This window comes from Streptomyces sp. NPDC013457 (assembly GCF_043089925.1).
Taxonomy (GTDB): Bacteria; Actinomycetota; Actinomycetes; order Streptomycetales; family Streptomycetaceae; genus Streptomyces.
In genome coordinates this window covers 260,066-277,345 of the sequence record NZ_JBICBL010000006.1, presented here as the reverse complement: position 1 = coordinate 277,345, position 17,280 = coordinate 260,066, and the positions used below count along the sequence as shown (strand labels likewise).

Below are 17,280 nucleotides of genomic sequence, written 5' to 3'. Positions count from 1 at the left end.
GCGGAGTCTAGTTGACATGTGTCTACTACAGTGGAGCGCTAGTAGACACATGTCAACTAGACTCCGTCCGTGACCCCTCGCCAGCGACTCGCCCCCGCCGACCGCCGCGCCCAGCTCCTCGCCGTCGGCGCACGGCTCTTCGCCGCGCATCCGTACGGCGACGTGCTGATGGAGCAGGTCGCCGAAGAGGCGGGCGTCTCACGGGCCCTGCTCTACCGTCACTTCCCCGGCAAGCAGGAACTCTTCGCGGCCGTCTACCGGCAGGCGGCCGACCAGCTGCTCGCCCGGACGCGGTTCGACCCCGCCGACTCCCTGGTGGAGCAGCTCATCCAGGGCATGGACGTCCATCTCGACTACTTCGTGGCGAACCGCAACGCCGTCCTCGCCGCGAACCGGGTCCTCGCGGGGGACCCGGTGATCCAGACGATCATGACGAACGAGCTGGACGCGCTCCGGGCGCGGCTGCTGGCCGTTCTCCCCCTCGCGGACGAGGGCGCCCGCAAGGCCGTGTCCGGGGTCCTGAAGAGCTGGCTGGTCTTCGTCCAGGTCCTCTGTGTCGACTGGCTCACCCACGAGACCTGCACCCGCACCCAGTTGCGTGACGTGTGCATCGGCGCCGTCGTCGGTGCCCTGCGGCCGCTGCTCGCCGTGGACCCCGCGCCGGACTGGCCCCGGCACGCGCATGGCGCGGAGACCTAGAGCGGCCGTGCGGCCGGAAGCGCGTGCTTTTCGGATGAAAGGTGGGCGCGGGTCGCGTAGGGGCGGTGGTGGCGCGGGTAGACCGGTACTCCGAGTGCCGCGGTCCCCCACCGAGAAGAGCCCCGTACGTGCCGGTCGACGCCCCCCTCCCCGCGGATCTGCGGCAATGGGTCACGCGCCGGTTGCCCGGGCTCGCCCACGTCCTGGACGTCTCCTGGTCCCGCGGGGACTCCAGGGTCTGGCGCGTGGACTCCGGGACGGAGGCGGCGTACGTGAAGCTCAGCCCGAACCCGGAGAACTTCGCCCGCGAGGTGCGCGGTTACGACCACGCGGCCCGCTCGCTCGCCGAGGGGGAGGCCCCTCGGCTCCTGGCCTGCGATCCCGCTCTGCGGGCCATCCTGAGTTCGCCGCTCCCCGGGCGGGTCGTCAGGGGCCTCCCGCTCACGGCCGGGGAGGAGACCCGCGTACACGAACTCGCCGGCCGGCTGCTCCGCCGGTGGCACGACCACCCGGTGCCGAGGACGGGCCGGGAACGCACGGAGATCCTGGCCGCGGTGGCCCGGCAGGCGGACGAGTCCGCGGCCTGTCTGGAGCGCACCGCCGACCACCTCACGGACGCCGAGCGCGCCCTCGTCCAGCGCGTGTGCGACGAGCTGCCCCGGCTGGCCGAGGACCTCCCGGTCGTCTTCCGGCACGGCGACTACTCGACCCGCAACTGGCTCTGGGACGCCCGGCGCGGCACCCACAGCCTGATCGACTTCGAGAAGTCCGACCACGGCATCGCCGTCGAGGACCTCGTGTGGCTGTGCTGCGCGGCCTGGCCGCCGCGCCCGGAGCTCGCGCCGGCCTTCTTCGGCGGATACGGACGGGGGCTCTCCGACACCGAGCGGCGGGCCCTGCCCCTCTTCACCGCGCGCCTGGGCGTCTCCTACCTCGACACGGGCATCACCCGGCGTGATCCGAAGCTCGCCGACCGCGGCCGGACCATCCTCACGCGCATGCTCGACGTCACCGCCTGACCGCACCCCCTAGGGGCGTACCGCGTCCACGCCGATGCGCAGATGGCGGGGGCCGCGCAGCACCGCGTTGTGACGGTACGGCGGCGGGTCCTCCAGGAGTCGCGGGTTGTCGAGGCGGCGGGCCAGCGTGGAGAGCGCGATCTGGGCCTCCAGCCGGGCCAGCGGCGCGCCGAAGCAGGAGTGGATGCCGCTGCCCAGGCCGAGATGCTGGATGTCCTCGCGGTCCGGGTCGAAGCGGTCGGGGTCCGTGAAGCGCTCGGGATCCCTGTTGCCCGAGGCGAGCACGAGCCAGATCGTCGAGCCCTTCGGGATCGTCACCCCGCGCACCTCGATGTCCGTCAGGCACGTGCGCTGCGGTACGAGCTGCACGGGCGGCTCGTACCGCAGCAGCTCCTCCACGATGTTGACGGCGAGGCCCGGGTCCTCGCGCAGCCTGTCCAGGACGTCGGGATGGCGCAGCAGGGTGAGCATGCCGTTGGTGATGAGGTTGACCGTCGTCTCGTGACCCGCGATCAGCAGGAGGACCGAGGTGCTGAGCACCTCCATCGTCGTCATGGGCCCGTCCTCGCCCTGACTCGTCACCAGTTCGGACAGTATGTCCTCACGGGGCTCCCTGCCGCGCTGCTCGACCAGCCCGGCCAGGTACATGCCCAGCTGGAGCCGGGCGTCCCGCGCCTCCCGCCGCCGCTCGTCGATGTCACCGCCGTCGTCCGGGTCCAGACCGGCCACGATCGGGTCGACCCAGGAGCGGAAGCGCGGCTCGTCCTCGCGCGGCACCCCGAGCAGCCGGCAGATGACGGTCACGGGAAACGGGTACGCGAACTGGTCGACCAGGTCGATCTCCGTGGCATCCGCCAGGCCGTCGAGCAGCCCGGCGACGATCTCGGTCAGTTCGCCGCGCATGGAGTCGATCCGGCGGGGGCTGTGCGGGGGGCCGAAGGGGCGGTTGGCGATGCGGCGCAGCCGGTCGTGCTCGGGGGGATCGAGCCGGATGAAGCTCGGCGGCAGTCCCGTCTCCTCGGCGCCGCCCATGCCGGAGGCGCCTCCGCCTGCGCTCGCCGCGGCGAGGTTGGCGGCCTCCGAGCTGATGCGGGGGTCGTGGAGCAGACCGAGGATGTCGTGGTAGGAGCTGATGACGAACGGGCCGCCCGCCTCCTCCTGGAGCACCGGCGTCTCGCGGAGCTTCTCGTACAGCGGGTAGGGGTTCGCGCGACTGGCGTAGTCGGTGATCTGGTGCAGGAGCGGGATGGCGTCCGTCATGAGGTGTCCTTGGGGCGAGGTCCGTCAGCGGTGGGCCGGGGTGAACACCAGCCGTTGGTCGGTCGGCGAGTAACCGCTGAGGGTCACCGTCGGGCCGTGCGTCGGCAGGGACGGGTCGGGGAAGTCGGCCGGGACCGGCCTGCGGCCCTCGGGCCGCCGGTCCACCGTCGGGAACTCCACGGGGAACCGCGCGCCCGTCTCGATCAGCCGTCGGTAGAAGTCCAGCCACCGCGAGTTGTCGAAGCTGACGGCCGCGACGACGCGGCCCTGGTGGCCGTACACGCCGATGAAACGCCGCTCGGCCGGCGTGCCCTGCGTGAACATGATCTCGTCGGCCATCGGGGGTACGCCGACGGACTTGATGTTCACGCCGAACTGGGAGGACCAGAAGGCGGGCACTCCCATGTGGGGACGGCGCCGGGCACTGGCGTTGATCATGTTGTGGGCCGCGACCTCGGCCTGCGCCACGGCGTTGCCCCAGTGCTCCAGGGACAGGAACTGGTAGTTGAACAGGGCGTTCGGGGACCGGGCCACGTCACCGGCGGCGTAGATGTCGTCCGTGACGATGCCCCGGACGTCGAAGGCCCGGCAGCCCGCGTCGCAGGCGATCCCTCGGGGGCCCGCCCCGAGGCCCGAACCCGCGAGCCACTCGGTGTTGCGCAGCGCCCCCAGGGAGACGACCACGACATCCGCCTCCACGACGCCGCCGTCGGAGAGACGAGCGGCGCGGACACGGCCCGCCCCGTCGCCCTCCAGCGCGGTGACCGTGACACCCGTCCGCAGATCCACGCCGTTCTCGCGGTGCATGTCCGCCGCGACCGCGCCGACCACCCCGCCGAGCGCGCCCACCAGCGGAGCGCCGGCGCGTTCCGTGACGGTGACGTCGATGCCCCGGTCCCGGCACGCCGAGGCGATCTCCGAACCGGTGAACCCGGCGCCGACGACCAGGACGCGGCGGGGCGAGGCCCCGAGACGGCGGTGGAGGCCGACCGCGTCGTCACGGGTCCGCAGAGCGAAGACCCCGTCCAGCCGGGCCTCCTCCTCATGCGGCCAGGGCCGGGCGCGTACGCCGGTCGCGATCAGCAGACGGTCGTACTCCACGGCCTCCCCGTCGGCGAGGCGCACCCGCCTGGCCGCCATGTCGAGGCCCGTCGCCGCGACCCCCAGCCGCCAGGTGGCGTCGATCTCCCGGCGCCGGGGCAGCTCGGTGCGGGCGGGCGAGGCCTTGCCCAGCAGGACGGCCTTGGAGAGCGGGGGCCGGTCGTACGGCTCGTACGGCTCGTCCCCGACCAGCGTCAGGGAGCCGGCGAAGCCCTCGGCGCGCAGCGTCTCCGCGGCCCGCAGCCCCGCCAGGGACGCCCCCACGATCACGATCCGGCCTTCGCGTCTGAGCCAGGCGTGGTAGTCCTCAGCCGGCATCGGACGGCTCCTGCCGGGGCCCGGCGGGCTGCGCGGCGCTCGCCGCCGCGGTGCGCGGCCGGCCGGCCGGACCCTCGGCCGTGATCGCCCGCACGGGGCAGGCCGCCACGGCGCGCGCCACCTTCTCCCGGTGCTCGTCCTCCGGGGCCGGGTCGTAGACGAGCGTCTCCTCACCGTGCATGGTGAACACCTCGGGCGCCAGGAAGGCGCACTGCGCGTACCCCTGGCATCTGTTGAGATCGACGACGAGCCTCATCGGCGCTCCGGTCCTCCGCGGCCAAGTCCAAGGAAGCCGGGGTTCGACGGCGGCCTCGGACAGCGGTCATCTCCCCCGGGCCAGCATGGGAGCGGCAGGGGGCCCACGCCCGCCGAGGGCCGCCGAAGGAGTGGCCCGGGGGCCCGGGGTGCCCGCTCCGAAGCCCGGGCCCCGGGGGCTGCGGCGCCCGCCCGGAAGCCTCGGCGACCCGGTGTAGGGCGGCCCGAACCATGCACGGCAGACTGTGCAGTTCACCGCGCGAACGGAGCCCCCATGACGGACGTACCCGACCTTCCCCAGCCGGCCGGCCCCGCCGACCCGACCGCCGACGGTGCGCCCGTCCACCCGCCGTACCCGGTCCGGACGAAGCGGCTCAGCCTGCGGCCCGTGCGCATGGACGACGTCGAGGCCGTCCACGCCCACCGCTCGCTGCCCGAGGTCGCCCGCTACCTGCCGCACGAGCCGCACACGCGGGAGGTGACCGCCGAGGTCGTCGAGCGGGTCATCGCGGGGGAGTCGCTCGCCAAGCCCGGTGACTGGCTCGACCTGGCCGTGGAGGACGAGTCCGGCCGGGTGGTGGGCGAGGTGCTGCTCCGCCGTGAGCCCGACGAGCCGGACACCGGACAGGTGGGGTTCGCCTTCCACCCGGACGTGCACGGGACCGGCATCCCCTCCGAGGCCGTCGCCGCCGCGCTCGACATCGCCTTCGAACACTTCGGCTGGCACCGCGTCATAGGGATCTGCGACATCCGCAACCGGGCCTCCGCCGCGCTGATGCGGCGGATCGGCATGCGCCACGAGTCCGTCCTGCGCGACGCCACCTTCCTCAAGAACGAATGGTGCAGCGACTCGGTGTTCGCCGCCCTCGCCCACGAGTGGCGCAGGACCCCGGAGCGCTCCACCGACGAGCGAGCCGTCGACACGGCGCTCACCGCCTTCCTCTCCGCCTTCACCCGCCGCTCCGGAGAACCGGTCAGCCTCGACGCGGCCCGCGCGGTGCTCGCCCCGGACGCCGTCATCGCGTACGCGGCGGCGGACGGGAGCGTCACCCGCATGGATGTCGAGGAGTTCCTGGTGCCACGTCAGGAATATCTGAACGGAGCGGAGTTGACCGACTTCGAGGAGTTCGAGGTCCAGTACTCGACCGTCGTCGCCGGTGACCGGGCCCTGCGCACCTCGCTCTACCACAAGCACGGCATCCGCGGCGGCGTCCCCTTCTCGGCGTGGGGGCGCAAGCACACCGTGGTCAAGCGGGCCGACGGCGAGTGGCTCATCGACTCCCTGACCTGGACCGACGACCCCGAGGTCCGCGGCTGAGACGAACCTGGTGACGGTACGGCAGCGGGCGCGGCGGGCATGGCGAGAACACGGGAACCGGAGCGTCCGGCTCTCCTTCGGCTCCTCCCGGACGATCCGGCGTCCCCACCCGTAGCCTGGACGCCATGAGGCAGGACGCCGACCCCGGGCTCTTCGGTCCCGACTCCGTCACCTGGCAGCTGCACGGCGACCCGGTGATGTGGATCGCCGGCGTCCGCGCCCTGTACCTGCAGGCGCTGCACCCCGTCGCCGTACGCGGCGTCATGATCAACAGCGACTTCAGGAACGACGCCTGGGGCCGGCTGCTGCGCACGGCGGACTTCGTCGGCACGATCAGCTACGGCACCACCGAGGCCGCCGAGGCGGCCGGCGCACGCGTACGGAAGATCCACCGGCTGCTCGGGGTCGACGACCCCGAGCTCCTCCTCTGGGTGCACTGCGCCGAGGTCGACTCGTACCTGTCGGTCGTACGCCGCTCCGGCATCTCCCTCACCGACGCCCAGGCCGACCGCTACATCGACGAACACCGCGTCTCCGCCCGGCTCGTCGGACTCGACCCGCATGCCGTCCCCGCCACCGCCGGCGAACTCGCCTCCTACTTCGAGGACGTCCGGCCACAGCTCGCGGCGGGCGAGGACGCCCGCACGGTCGACGCCTTCCTGCGCCGCCCGCCCGTCGGACCCGCCCTCGTACCGGCGCGCGAGATCATCTGGCGGCGCGTGGCAGCACTCGCGTACGACTCCCTGCCCCACTACGCCCACGAGCTCTACGGCAGGGCCGCACCGCCGGCCGACACCGTCACGTACCGGCTCACCGCCACGGCCAATCTGCTGCGCTCCGTCCCGGCCAGGCTCCGCTGGCGGCTGCCGCCAGGTCACATCTTGAAAGCGATGGCACGGCTGGGCCCCGAAGCGCGCCCCGCGCCGTACACACTCAGGCACAAGGCGGCCATACTGGACCCGCCGGGGAGGGCGCGGAACATCAACGGGGGCGACAGCACGCGATGGCGGACACCAGGCTGATCCAGGGCCGGTACCGGCTGCACGACGTGATCGGGCGGGGCGGTATGGGCGAGGTGTGGCGTGCCACCGACGAGTCGCTCGGCCGCAGGGTCGCGGTCAAGTGCCTCAAGCCGCTGGGGCCGCAACGGGATCCGGCCTTCATGACGGTGCTGCGCGAACGGTTCCGGCGGGAGGCCCGGGTCGCCGCCTCCCTCCAGCACCGCGGTGTCACCGTCGTCCACGACTTCGGCGAGTACGACGGAGTGCTCTTCCTCGTCATGGAGCTGCTGGAGGGCCACAACCTCAGCCAGCTCCTGGAGGAGAACAAGCAGCACCCGCTGCCCGTGCACGACGTCGTGGACATCGCGGAACAGGTCGCCGAGGCCCTCGCCTACACGCACCGCCAGGGCATCGTCCACCGCGACCTCAAGCCCGCCAACATCATGCGCCTCGGCGACGGGGCCGTGAAGATCTGCGACTTCGGGATAGCGCGCCTGGGCGCCGACATCGGTTTCACCTCCAAGCTCACCGGCACGGGCATCGCCATGGGCACGCCGCACTACATGTCGCCGGAGCAGATCAGCGGCGGCGAGATCGACCACCGCAGCGATCTGTACTCGCTCGGGTGCGTGCTGTACGAGATCGCCACCGGCGCCCCGCCCTTCGACCTGGAGGACTCCTGGGCCGTCCTCGTCGGCCATCGCGACACCCCGCCCGAACCGCTGCGGACGCACCGCGCGGAGCTTCCCGACTACCTGGACCGGATCGTCCTCGACCTGCTCGCCAAGACGCCGGACGGGCGGCCCACGGACGCGAGCGACCTGCGCCGCAGGATCGTCATCGCCCGCACGGGCCCGGGCCCGGTGTCCGCGTACGGCCCGGTGCCGGGGCTCGGGCCGTCGCACGTCGGGACGCGCGAGCCGGCATCCCGCCCGCTTCCCCCCTGGGCCAGGGGGATGACCTCCGGACTCCGCGTCCCCGCCGCGTCCCCAGCGCTGCGCACCCTGGCGTCCGACCCGGCCGCCGAACTCACGGGGGAGTGGACGACCGCGTCGCCCGTGCCGCCCCGGTGGGCCTCCGAACGCACCGAACGGCCCGCTCCGGCGCCGGAACTCCTCGCCGTACTCGCCAGCCGGCACAAGGCGGGGCTCAGCCTCGGCCGGCTCGGCCGCTGGCGCGAGGCGGAGGACGTGCACCGGTCGGTCGTCGAGGACCGCCGCCGCGCCCTCGGACCCGACCACCCCGACACGCTCACCAGCGGGTACGAACTCGGGTTCACGCTCAGCAGGCTCGCCCGGCCGGCCGACGCCCTGCGTGAGTTCGGGCGGGTGGCCGAGGCGCGCGAGCGGGTCCTCGGTGTGGACCACCCCGACACCCTGGCCGCGCGCCAGGAGACGGCGTACGTCCTGGGCCGCCTCGGGCGCCATGCCGAGGCGCACGAGGTCTACGCGGGAGTGCTCGCCTCGCGTGAGCGCACCATGGGCCCGGAGCACCCCGACACCCTGCGCTGCCGCCACAACCTGGCGTTCAACCTGGGCCGGCTGGGGCGGCTCGACGAGTCGTACCGGATGGCGGCGGAGGTGGCCGAGGCGCGTGCCCGGCTGCTCGGGGACGAGCACCCCGACACGCTGGTGACGCGGTACGAAGTGGCGTACAACCTGGGCCGGTTGGGGCGCTGGGCGGAGGCGCTGTCCACCTACCGCGAGGTCGCCGCGGCGCGGGGCGCCGTCCTCGGCCCGGACCACGGCGACACCCTTGCCGCCCGCTACGAGGTGGGTATCTGTCTGGGCCGCCTCGGCCGGAGCGCCGAGGCCCTCGACGTCTACCGCGACCTCGTCGACGCCCGCACGCGTCTCCTCGGCCCCGACGACCCCGAGACGCTGCGCGCCCGTCACGGCCTCGGCGTGAACCTCGGCCGTCTCTCCCGGTGGGAGGAGGCCGTGGAGGAGGCCCGCGACGTGTGGTCGATCCGCGCGCGGGTCCTCGGCGAGGACCACCCGGACACGCTCGTCAGCCGTCGCGAGATCGCCGTGGGCCTCGGCTGGCTCGCGCGCTGGGAGGACGCGCTCGCGGTCTACCACCACGTCGCCCGGGCACGCGCGCGTGTGCTCGGAGACGACCACCCGGACACTCGCGCAAGCCGCCACGACGAGGCCGACTGCCTCGAACGCCTCGGCCGCCACACGGAGGCCGTCGAGCTCTACCGCAGGGTCGCCGCCCCACAGGCCACCGACGGCCCCGCGGCCGCCCGGGAGAACACGCCCTAGCTCCCGCCGTTCCGTGCCCGCCCCGCCGGCCCCGCCGTTCGTCCCGCCGGCCCCGCCGGCCCCGCCGGCCCCGCCGGCCCCGCCGGCCCCGCCGGCCCCGCCGGCAGCGGCCGCGAGTCCGGCCCATCCGCGCACGCGGGGTTCCGCGGGGCGATCTTCGCGTGTTAGCAAGAGACATGACCGCACAGCGCTCGTACGACGCCGTCATCGTCGGTGGTGGCCACAACGGACTGGTCGCCGCCGCCTACCTGGCCCGCGCCGGACGTACCGTCCTCGTCCTGGAACGCCTCGGCTCCGCCGGTGGAGCCGCCGTCTCCACCCGGCCCTTCGCGGGGGTGGACGCCCGGCTCTCCCGGTACTCGTACCTCGTCTCCCTGCTGCCGCCGAAGATCGTGCGCGAGCTGGGGCTGCGGTTCGCGGTGCGGAAACGGTCCATCTCCTCGTACACCCCGAAGGGCGACGGCGGCCTGCTCGTCGGCGGCGGCGAGGCGCGCACCCGTGCCTCCTTCGCCGCGCTCACCGGCTCCGACAGCGAGTACGAGGCCTGGCAGGCCTTCTACGGCCGTACGGGAGAGGTCGCCGAGCGCGTCTTCCCCACGCTCACCGAGCCGCTGCCCTCCCGCGAGGAGCTGCGCGCCCGCGTGGGCGACGAGACCGCGTGGCGGATGCTCTTCGAGCAGCCGATCGGCGCCGCCGTCGAGGAGACCTTCGCCGACGACCTCGTCCGGGGCGTCGTCCTGACCGACGCACTGATCGGCACCTTCGCCGACGCCCACGACCCCTCGCTGCTGCAGAACCGCTGCTTCCTCTACCACGTCATCGGCGGCGGCACCGGCGACTGGGACGTCCCCGTCGGCGGCATGGGCGCCCTCACCGACGCCCTCGCGGCCGCCGCCCGCGCCGCGGGCGCGGAGATCCGCACCGGTCACGAGGTCACCCGGATCGAGACCGACGGCGTCCGAGCCGAGGTCTCCTACCGCACGGCCGAGGGCGAGGGCGTCGTCGCGGCGGCGCACACGCTCGTGAACGCCTCACCCCAGGCGCTCGCGGCCCTGCTCGGCGAGACACCCCCGGCTCCCGCCGAAGGCGCCCAGCTCAAGGTCAACATGCTCCTCACCCGGCTGCCGAGGCTCCGGGACCGGTCCGTCGACCCGCGCGAGGCGTTCGCCGGCACCTTCCACATCGCCGAGGGATACGGCCAGTTGGCCACCGCCTACGCCGAAGCCGCCGCCGGCCGGCTGCCGAGCGCGCCGCCCTCCGAGATCTACTGCCATTCGCTGACCGACCCGAGCATCCTCGGCGCGGACCTCGCCGAGCGCGGCTACCAGACCCTCACGCTCTTCGGACTGCACACCCCCGCCCGGCTGTTCGCCGCCGACAACGACTCCGCCCGCGCCGCCCTCCTCAAGGCGACCCTGGCCGAACTCGACGCCGTGCTCGACGAGCCGCTGGCCGACTGTCTGGCCGTCGACGACGAGGGCCGCCCCTGTATTGAGGCCAAGACCCCGCTCGACCTCGAACGCGACCTGCGGCTGCCCGGCGGCCACATCTTCCACCGCGACCTCTCCTTCCCCTACGGGGAAGAGGGCACCGGCCGCTGGGGCGTCGAGACCCCGCACGCCAACGTCCTCCTCTGCGGCGCCGGCGCGGTCAGGGGCGGCGGAGTGAGCGGAATCCCCGGCCACAACGCCGCCATGGCGGCCCTCGGACGCTGACGGGAGGCCGCGTCCGGCCGACGGCGTGAAGCTCACCTGTGGCGGTGCTTAAGAAAACCTCGATGGACCGGGAGCCTGACGTACGGAAGATTTCCTTCGGGGATCTTGGGCGCGGACCCGCGCCCGGACCCCGAAGGTCACAGGACACGCACGTCGGGAGCCATGGCATTGAAGGCGCTGGTCAAGCAGAACGCGGAGCCGGGACTCTGGCTCATGGACGTACCGGAGCCGGAGATCGGCGCCGGAGACGTACTGATCAAGGTCAAGCGGACCGGCATCTGCGGGACGGACCTGCACATCCGCTCCTGGGACGGCTGGGCGCAGAAGACCATCGCCGCGCCGCTGACCCTCGGCCACGAGTTCGTCGGCGAGGTCGTCGAGACCGGCCGTGACGTCGCCGACATCGCCATCGGCGACCTGGTCAGCGGCGAGGGCCACCTCGTGTGCGGCAAGTGCCGCAACTGTCTGGCCGGCCGCCGCCACCTCTGCCGCGCCACCGTCGGCCTCGGTGTCGGCCGCGACGGCGCGTTCGCCGAGTACGTCGCGCTGCCCGCGTCCAACGTCTGGGTGCACCGCGTCCCCGTCGACCTCGACATCGCCGCGATCTTCGACCCGTTCGGCAACGCCGTGCACACCGCGCTCTCCTTCCCGCTCGTCGGCGAGGACGTCCTCGTCACCGGCGCGGGCCCGATCGGCATCATGGCGGCGGCCGTGGCCAAGCACGCCGGCGCGCGCAACGTCGTCATCACCGACGTCAGCGAGGAGCGCCTCGCGCTCGCCCGCAAGGCGGGCGTCTCGCTCGCGCTGAACGTCGCCGAGCAGACGATCGCCGACGGCCAGCGCACGCTCGGCCTCAAGGAGGGCTTCGACGTCGGCCTGGAGATGTCCGGCAACCCCCGCGCCATGCGCGACATGGTCGCGAACATGACCAACGGCGGCAAGATCGCCATGCTGGGTCTGCCCGCGGAGGACTTCTCCGTCGACTGGGCGAAGATCGTCACCTCCATGATCACGATCAAGGGCATCTACGGCCGCGAGATGTTCGAGACCTGGTACGCCATGTCCGTCCTCCTGGAGGGCGGACTGGACCTCGCCCCGGTGATCACCGGCCGCTACGCGTACACCGACTTCGAGGCCGCATTCGACGACGCCGCGTCCGGCAAGGGCGGCAAGATCATCCTCGACTGGACCGTCTGATCCCCTCAAAGGACCGAACCATGTTCACTTCCGTACGCGACGACCTCCGTACCACCCTCGACGAGATCCGCGCCGCCGGGCTGCACAAGCCCGAGCGCGTGATCGGCACGCCTCAGTCCGCGACCGTCGCCGTCACCGCCGGTGGTCAGCCTGGCGAGGTGCTCAACTTCTGCGCCAACAACTACCTCGGCCTCGCCGACCACCCCGAGGTGATCGCCGCCGCCCACGAGGCCCTCGACCGCTGGGGCTACGGCATGGCGTCCGTGCGCTTCATCTGCGGCACGCAGGAGGTGCACAAGGAGCTGGAGGCCCGTCTCTCCTCGTTCCTCGGCCAGGAGGACACGATCCTCTACTCCTCCTGCTTCGACGCCAACGGCGGTGTCTTCGAGACGCTGCTCGGCCCCGAGGACGCCGTCATCTCCGACGCCCTCAACCACGCCTCGATCATCGACGGCATCCGCCTCTCCAAGGCCCGCCGCTTCCGCTACGCCAACCGCGACATGGCCGACCTGGAGCAGCAGCTCAAGGAGGCCACGGAGGGCGGCGCCCGGCGCAAGCTGGTCGTCACCGACGGCGTGTTCTCGATGGACGGCTACGTCGCCCCGCTCGGCGAGATCTGCGACCTGGCCGAGCGCTACGACGCCATGGTGATGGTCGACGACTCCCACGCCGTCGGCTTCGTCGGCCCCGGCGGTCGCGGCACCCCCGAGCTGCACGGCGTCATGGACCGGGTCGACATCGTCACCGGCACCCTCGGCAAGGCCCTCGGCGGCGCCTCCGGCGGCTACGTCGCCGCCCGTGCCGAGATCGTCGCCCTGCTGCGCCAGCGCTCGCGCCCGTACCTCTTCTCCAACACCCTGGCGCCGGTCATCGCCGCCGCCTCCCTCAAGGTCCTCGACCTGCTGGAGTCCGCCGGCGACCTGCGCGAGCGGCTGCGCGCCAACACCGAGCTCTTCCGCACCCGGATGACCGCGGAGGGCTTCGACATCCTCCCCGGCGACCACGCCATCGCGCCCGTCATGATCGGCGACGCGTCCGAGGCCGGACGGATGGCGGAGCTGCTCCTGGACCGCGGTGTGTACGTGATCGGGTTCTCGTACCCGGTCGTCCCGCAGGGCCAGGCCCGCATCCGGGTCCAGCTCTCGGCGGCCCATTCGTCCGATGATGTGAACCGGGCTGTGGACGCGTTCGTCGACGCGCGCGCCGCCCTGCGAAACTAGGGGCATGATCGAAGCGCGGCGGCTGCACATCCTCCGGGCGGTGGCCGACCACCGCACCGTCACGGCGGCTGCCGCCGCGCTCTATCTCACCCCCTCGGCCGTCTCCCAGCAGCTCGCCGCCCTGGAGCAGGAGACCGGCCACCGCCTCGTCGAGCGCAACGCCCGCGGGGCGCGGCTCACCCCGGCGGGGGAGATCCTCCTCAGCCACGCCAACGCGGTCCTCGCCCAGCTGGAGCGCGCCGAGTCCGAGCTCGCCGCCTACGGGTCGGGCGAGGCCGGCACGGTCACGGTCGCGGCCTTCGCCACCGGCATCGGCCTGGTCGTCGCCCCCGCCATCAGCGGCCTCGCCCGCACGTCGCCCGGCATACGGGTCCGGGTACGGGACGCGGAGGGCGACGAGAGCCTGCTGATGGTCCTGGACCGCCAGGTCGACGTCGCCGTGGCCGTCGAGTACCGGGGCGCTCCCGGCGAGGACGACGCCAGGCTCACCCGCGTACCGCTGTACGCCGAGCCGTTCGACGCCGTCCTGCCGCCCGGGCACCCGCTCGCCGGCGACGAGCGGATCGCCCTCGCCGATCTCGCCAAGGACGCCTGGATCGGCCAGTCCGCCGGGAACCCCTGCCATGACGTGACCGTCCTGGCCTGCGAGTACGCCGGCTTCGAACCCCGCCTCGAGCACTCCTCCGACGACTTCCGGGCCGTCGTCGCCCTTGCCTCGGCGGGCGCGGGCGTGGCGCTCGTGCCGCGCTCCGCGCTGCGCGGCGCGCCCCTCGACGAGGTGGTGATCCGCCCGGTGGACGGCGTGGCGCCCACCCGCCGTGTCTTCGCCGCCGTGCGCAGGGGAGCCGAGGAGCACCCCCTCATCAGCCCGGTCCTCGCGGCCCTGCGGGCGGCGGCCGCACCGGCAGGCTGAGGCCGGCGGCCGCCCCGGCAGGCCGGGGCACGCCGGGACCTGCGCGTGCGCGCTCCCGCGCGCCCTGCCCATGATGGGAGGAACGCCGGATCTCCCCAGGAGGCCCCATGGCCGTCACCGAAGGCACCGTGCCGTTCCGCGGCTTCCACACCTGGTACCGGGTCGTCGGCAGGCTCCCCGGCCCCGACGGGAAGCCGCCGCTCCTTGTTGTGCATGGCGGCCCCGGCCTGTCGCACGACTACCTGGAGGACCTCGGGGCGCTCGCCGACGGAGGTGGTCGCGCCGTCGTCTTCTACGACCAGCTCGGCTGCGGCAGGTCCGAACAGGCGCAGGACCCCGCGCTGTGGACCCTCGAGACGTTCGTGGCCGAGATCGGCGCACTGCGCCGGGAGCTCGGGCTCGACCGCGTCCATCTGCTCGGCCACTCCTGGGGCAGCCAGGTGGCCCTGGAGTACGTCCTCGGCAGGCCGTCCGGCGTGGCCGGCCTCGTCCTGGCGGGCGTGGTCGCCGACGCGCCCGCGTACGCCGCCGAGGCGCGGCGGCTGAAGGACTCCCTCCCCACCGAGATCCGCGAGGTCATCGACCGGAGCGAGGCGGAGGGGACGACCGACGACGACGCCTACCTGGGGGCCACCATGGCCTTCTACCAGCGCTGGCTCTGCCGCCTCGACCCCTGGCCCGAACACCTGGTGCGCTCCGTGCTCGCCATGCGGGAGGACGTGAACGCGGCGCTGTGGGGCCCGGAGTGGAACGTCACGGGCAGCCTGAAGGACTGGAGCGTCGCCGACCGGCTGGGCGAGATCGACCTGCCGGTCCTGGTGACCTCAGGCCGCCACGACATGGTGACCCCCGCGGTGGTCCGCCCCGTGGTGGAGAGCATTCCGGGCGCCGTGTGGGCGCTCTTCGAGGAGAGCGCCCACATGGCCTCCGTCGAGGAGCCGGAGCACTACCGTCAGGTCGTGGAGGGCTTCCTCTCCCGGGTGGAGGCCGAGCGGGTCGCGGCCTGAACCCGGCCGACCCCGCCTCGACGTCTCGCAGCCCGCCCTGCGCGAGCGCACCCCGCCCCGCGCGAGCGGCTCAGTCCGCCGACCTGGCCCAGCCCACGGCCTCGATCCGGGACGCGTCCGCGGGGCGCGAGGCGTCGAAGATCGGGCGCCCCGAGCGGCCGAGGACCCGCAGACCGTCGACGTACACGCCGCGTCCGACGTAGAGCCTGTCCGTCGTGTACCGCCACCGCAGCTGTACGGAGGCGGCGCCGGCCAGGGCCGTCAGGTCGGCGAACGCCTCGTGCCAGACGCGCCCGGACCAGCCGCTCACCGAGCCGGCCGCGCGCTCCCGTGGCTCCTGCCCTCTCCGTACGGTGGTGAACGGGACCGGCCCCCAGGTCGCGCCGCCGTCCGTGGACGCCTCCAGGAGGGCGGCGTCCACCCCCGGCTCGGTGTCCCACCACAGGGCGCACTCCAGCCGTTCCGTACCGCCGAGCGCCGGCAGCGTCAGCGTGGAGGTCGTCGCGCTCGCCATGCCGGAGAACCAGGCCGTCCGGCCGTGCGCCGGGCGGACGGGCACCGCCCGGGCCAGGTTGTTCGCCGCGGCGACCCGGGGCGCCGAGCCGGAACGCCACGAGCGGACCGGGTGGACGGAGTTTCCGAGCACGACGAGGAACGCGTCCGTCGTGGGGTCCAGGACCAGGCTCGTACCGGTGAACCCGGTGTGGCCGGCCGAGTGCGGGGTCGCCATCGCGCCCATGTACCAGTGCTGGTAGAGCTCGAAGCCGAGACCGTGCTCGTCGCCCGGGAAGTCGGTGTTGAAGTCGGTGAACATCAGCTCCACGGACTCGGGGGTCAGGATCCGGGCGTCGCCGTACGCACCGCCGTTGAGCAGGGTGCGGGCGAGGACCGCGAGGTCCCAGGCGCAGGAGAACACGCCCGCGTGGCCGGCCACCCCGCCCAGGCCGTAGGCGTTCTCGTCGTGGACCTCTCCCCAGACCATGCCGCGGTCGAGCCCGGACCAGGGCAGCCGGGCGTCCTCCGTCGCCGCGATCTTCGGCCGCCAGGAGAGCGGGGGATTGAAACGCGTGCGGTGCATCCGAAGCGGAGCGGTGATCTCGTTCCGGAGCAGGACATCAAGGGTGCGGCCGGTGATCTCCTCCAGGATCAGCTGCAGCGAGATCAGGTTCAGATCCGAGTAGAGGTAGCGGGTCCCGGGCGGGCTGGCCGGCGTCTCCGCCCAGAGCAGCCGCAGCTTCCCCTCGCGCGTCGGCTCCTTGAAGAGCGGGATCCAGGCCCGGAACCCCGAGGTGTGCGTCAGCAGCTGACGGACCGTGACGTCCTGCTTCCCGCCGCCCCCGAACTCCGGCAGGTACCTCGTGACCCGCGCCTCCAGATCGAGCGCCCCGCGCTCGATCTGCTGCACCGCCAGGATCGAGGTGAACAGCTTCGAGACGGACGCCAGGTCGAAGACCGTGTCCGCCGCCATCGGGATCTGCTGCTCCGCGGGCAGCTCGATCCCGCTGTCCGTCGTCTCGTCGTACCCCGCGTATCGCACCGCCGCCCCGATCGGCCGGTGCAGCGCGACCGTTCCGCCGCGCCCGGCGAGCAGCACCGCTCCCGCGTACCAGGGGTGCCGGGGGGAGGGGCCGAGGAACGCCTCGGCGTCGGCGACCAGCCGGTCCAGGTGCTCCGGCAGCAGCCCGGCCCGCTCGGCGGATCCGTGCCGCAGGGTCGTCCGTCCGCCCCCGGGCGCGGAGGCCGCGGCGGCCCCCGGGATCGAGCCGACCATCAACGCACCTCCCAGGGCGAGCACCCGGCCGCCGAACGCCCGGCGACCGATGCCCCGGCCCACCGCGACTCCTGCCGATTCCTCCGTCATGCCTACCCTCTCCCACGCCTCTGAAAGAATCCTTCGGCCACACGCGCAACGGCTGAAACTTTCTTACCGGGGTGAGGGGGCGTCAAGGAAGCGGGCGGTCGGGCAAAGAATCTGACACTGCATCAGAAA

14 protein-coding genes are annotated in these 17,280 nt (G+C 73.2%); 10 read left to right on the top strand and 4 right to left on the bottom strand.

The genetic code is table 11. The annotated features are described in order from the left end of the window. The first annotated feature begins 69 nt into the window (after positions 1-69). Positions 70-699 (top strand): TetR/AcrR family transcriptional regulator, encoded by a 630-nt coding sequence (locus ACF1G2_RS18495; RefSeq protein ID WP_391799271.1) that lies wholly within the window; start codon positions 70-72, stop codon positions 697-699. Positions 700-827: 128 nt separating this feature from the next. Then, positions 828-1,718, top strand: a complete 891-nt coding sequence (locus ACF1G2_RS18490; RefSeq protein ID WP_391799270.1) for an aminoglycoside phosphotransferase family protein — start codon at positions 828-830, stop codon at positions 1,716-1,718. 9 nt (positions 1,719-1,727) lie between these two features. Here ACF1G2_RS18490 and ACF1G2_RS18485 read toward each other — a convergent pair whose 3' ends face one another. From ACF1G2_RS18485 to ACF1G2_RS18475, 3 genes are read right to left on the bottom strand one after another with little or no spacing between them, the layout of a single operon-like run. Continuing rightward, entirely contained in the window at positions 1,728-2,978 is a 1,251-nt protein-coding gene (locus ACF1G2_RS18485) for a cytochrome P450 (protein ID WP_391799269.1), read from the bottom strand. 24 nt (positions 2,979-3,002) lie between these two features. Continuing rightward, positions 3,003-4,397: an NAD(P)/FAD-dependent oxidoreductase gene (locus ACF1G2_RS18480; RefSeq protein ID WP_391799268.1), complete on the bottom strand. Its 1,395-nt coding sequence runs from the start codon at positions 4,395-4,397 to the stop codon at positions 3,003-3,005. Beyond that, positions 4,387-4,653 (bottom strand): ferredoxin, encoded by a 267-nt coding sequence (locus ACF1G2_RS18475; protein ID WP_391799267.1) that lies wholly within the window; start codon positions 4,651-4,653, stop codon positions 4,387-4,389. Before ACF1G2_RS18475 ends, ACF1G2_RS18480 begins: the two co-directional genes overlap by 11 nt. Positions 4,654-4,926: 273 nt before the next feature. Between ACF1G2_RS18475 and ACF1G2_RS18470 the strand changes: the two genes are divergently transcribed. The 8 genes from ACF1G2_RS18470 to ACF1G2_RS18435 all read left to right on the top strand — a co-directional run bounded on the left by ACF1G2_RS18470 (position 4,927) and on the right by ACF1G2_RS18435 (position 15,290). After that, complete coding sequence (locus ACF1G2_RS18470; RefSeq protein WP_391799266.1) at positions 4,927-5,970, top strand: GNAT family N-acetyltransferase; 1,044 nt, start codon at positions 4,927-4,929, stop codon at positions 5,968-5,970. 125 nt (positions 5,971-6,095) lie between these two features. Next, entirely contained in the window at positions 6,096-6,992 is an 897-nt protein-coding gene (locus tag ACF1G2_RS18465) for an oxygenase MpaB family protein (protein WP_391799265.1), read from the top strand. Beyond that, positions 6,974-9,238 (top strand): tetratricopeptide repeat protein, encoded by a 2,265-nt coding sequence (locus ACF1G2_RS18460; protein ID WP_391799264.1) that lies wholly within the window; start codon positions 6,974-6,976, stop codon positions 9,236-9,238. The genes ACF1G2_RS18465 and ACF1G2_RS18460 overlap by 19 nt, the downstream gene beginning before the upstream one ends. A gap of 176 nt (positions 9,239-9,414) precedes the next feature. Further along, positions 9,415-10,953: a phytoene desaturase family protein gene (locus ACF1G2_RS18455; protein WP_391799263.1), complete on the top strand. Its 1,539-nt coding sequence runs from the start codon at positions 9,415-9,417 to the stop codon at positions 10,951-10,953. Positions 10,954-11,121: 168 nt separating this feature from the next. Then, entirely contained in the window at positions 11,122-12,150 is a 1,029-nt protein-coding gene (tdh, locus tag ACF1G2_RS18450) for an L-threonine 3-dehydrogenase (RefSeq protein WP_391799457.1), read from the top strand. Between the two features lie 20 nt (positions 12,151-12,170). Next, positions 12,171-13,370 (top strand): glycine C-acetyltransferase, encoded by a 1,200-nt coding sequence (locus ACF1G2_RS18445; RefSeq protein ID WP_391799262.1) that lies wholly within the window; start codon positions 12,171-12,173, stop codon positions 13,368-13,370. Positions 13,371-13,374: 4 nt separating this feature from the next. Further along, positions 13,375-14,283 carry a LysR family transcriptional regulator gene (locus ACF1G2_RS18440; RefSeq protein ID WP_391799261.1) on the top strand — a complete coding sequence of 303 codons (909 nt, stop codon included), beginning with the start codon at positions 13,375-13,377 and terminating at the stop codon, positions 14,281-14,283. A 107-nt stretch (positions 14,284-14,390) separates the two neighbouring features. Then, the gene (locus ACF1G2_RS18435) at positions 14,391-15,290 is read left to right on the top strand and encodes a proline iminopeptidase-family hydrolase (protein WP_391799260.1); all 900 of its coding nucleotides are present in this window, start codon (positions 14,391-14,393) and stop codon (positions 15,288-15,290) included. A gap of 70 nt (positions 15,291-15,360) precedes the next feature. Here ACF1G2_RS18435 and ACF1G2_RS18430 read toward each other — a convergent pair whose 3' ends face one another. Continuing rightward, the gene (locus ACF1G2_RS18430; protein ID WP_391799259.1) at positions 15,361-17,151 is read right to left on the bottom strand and encodes a serine hydrolase; all 1,791 of its coding nucleotides are present in this window, start codon (positions 17,149-17,151) and stop codon (positions 15,361-15,363) included. Between the last annotated feature and the right edge of the window lie 129 nt (positions 17,152-17,280).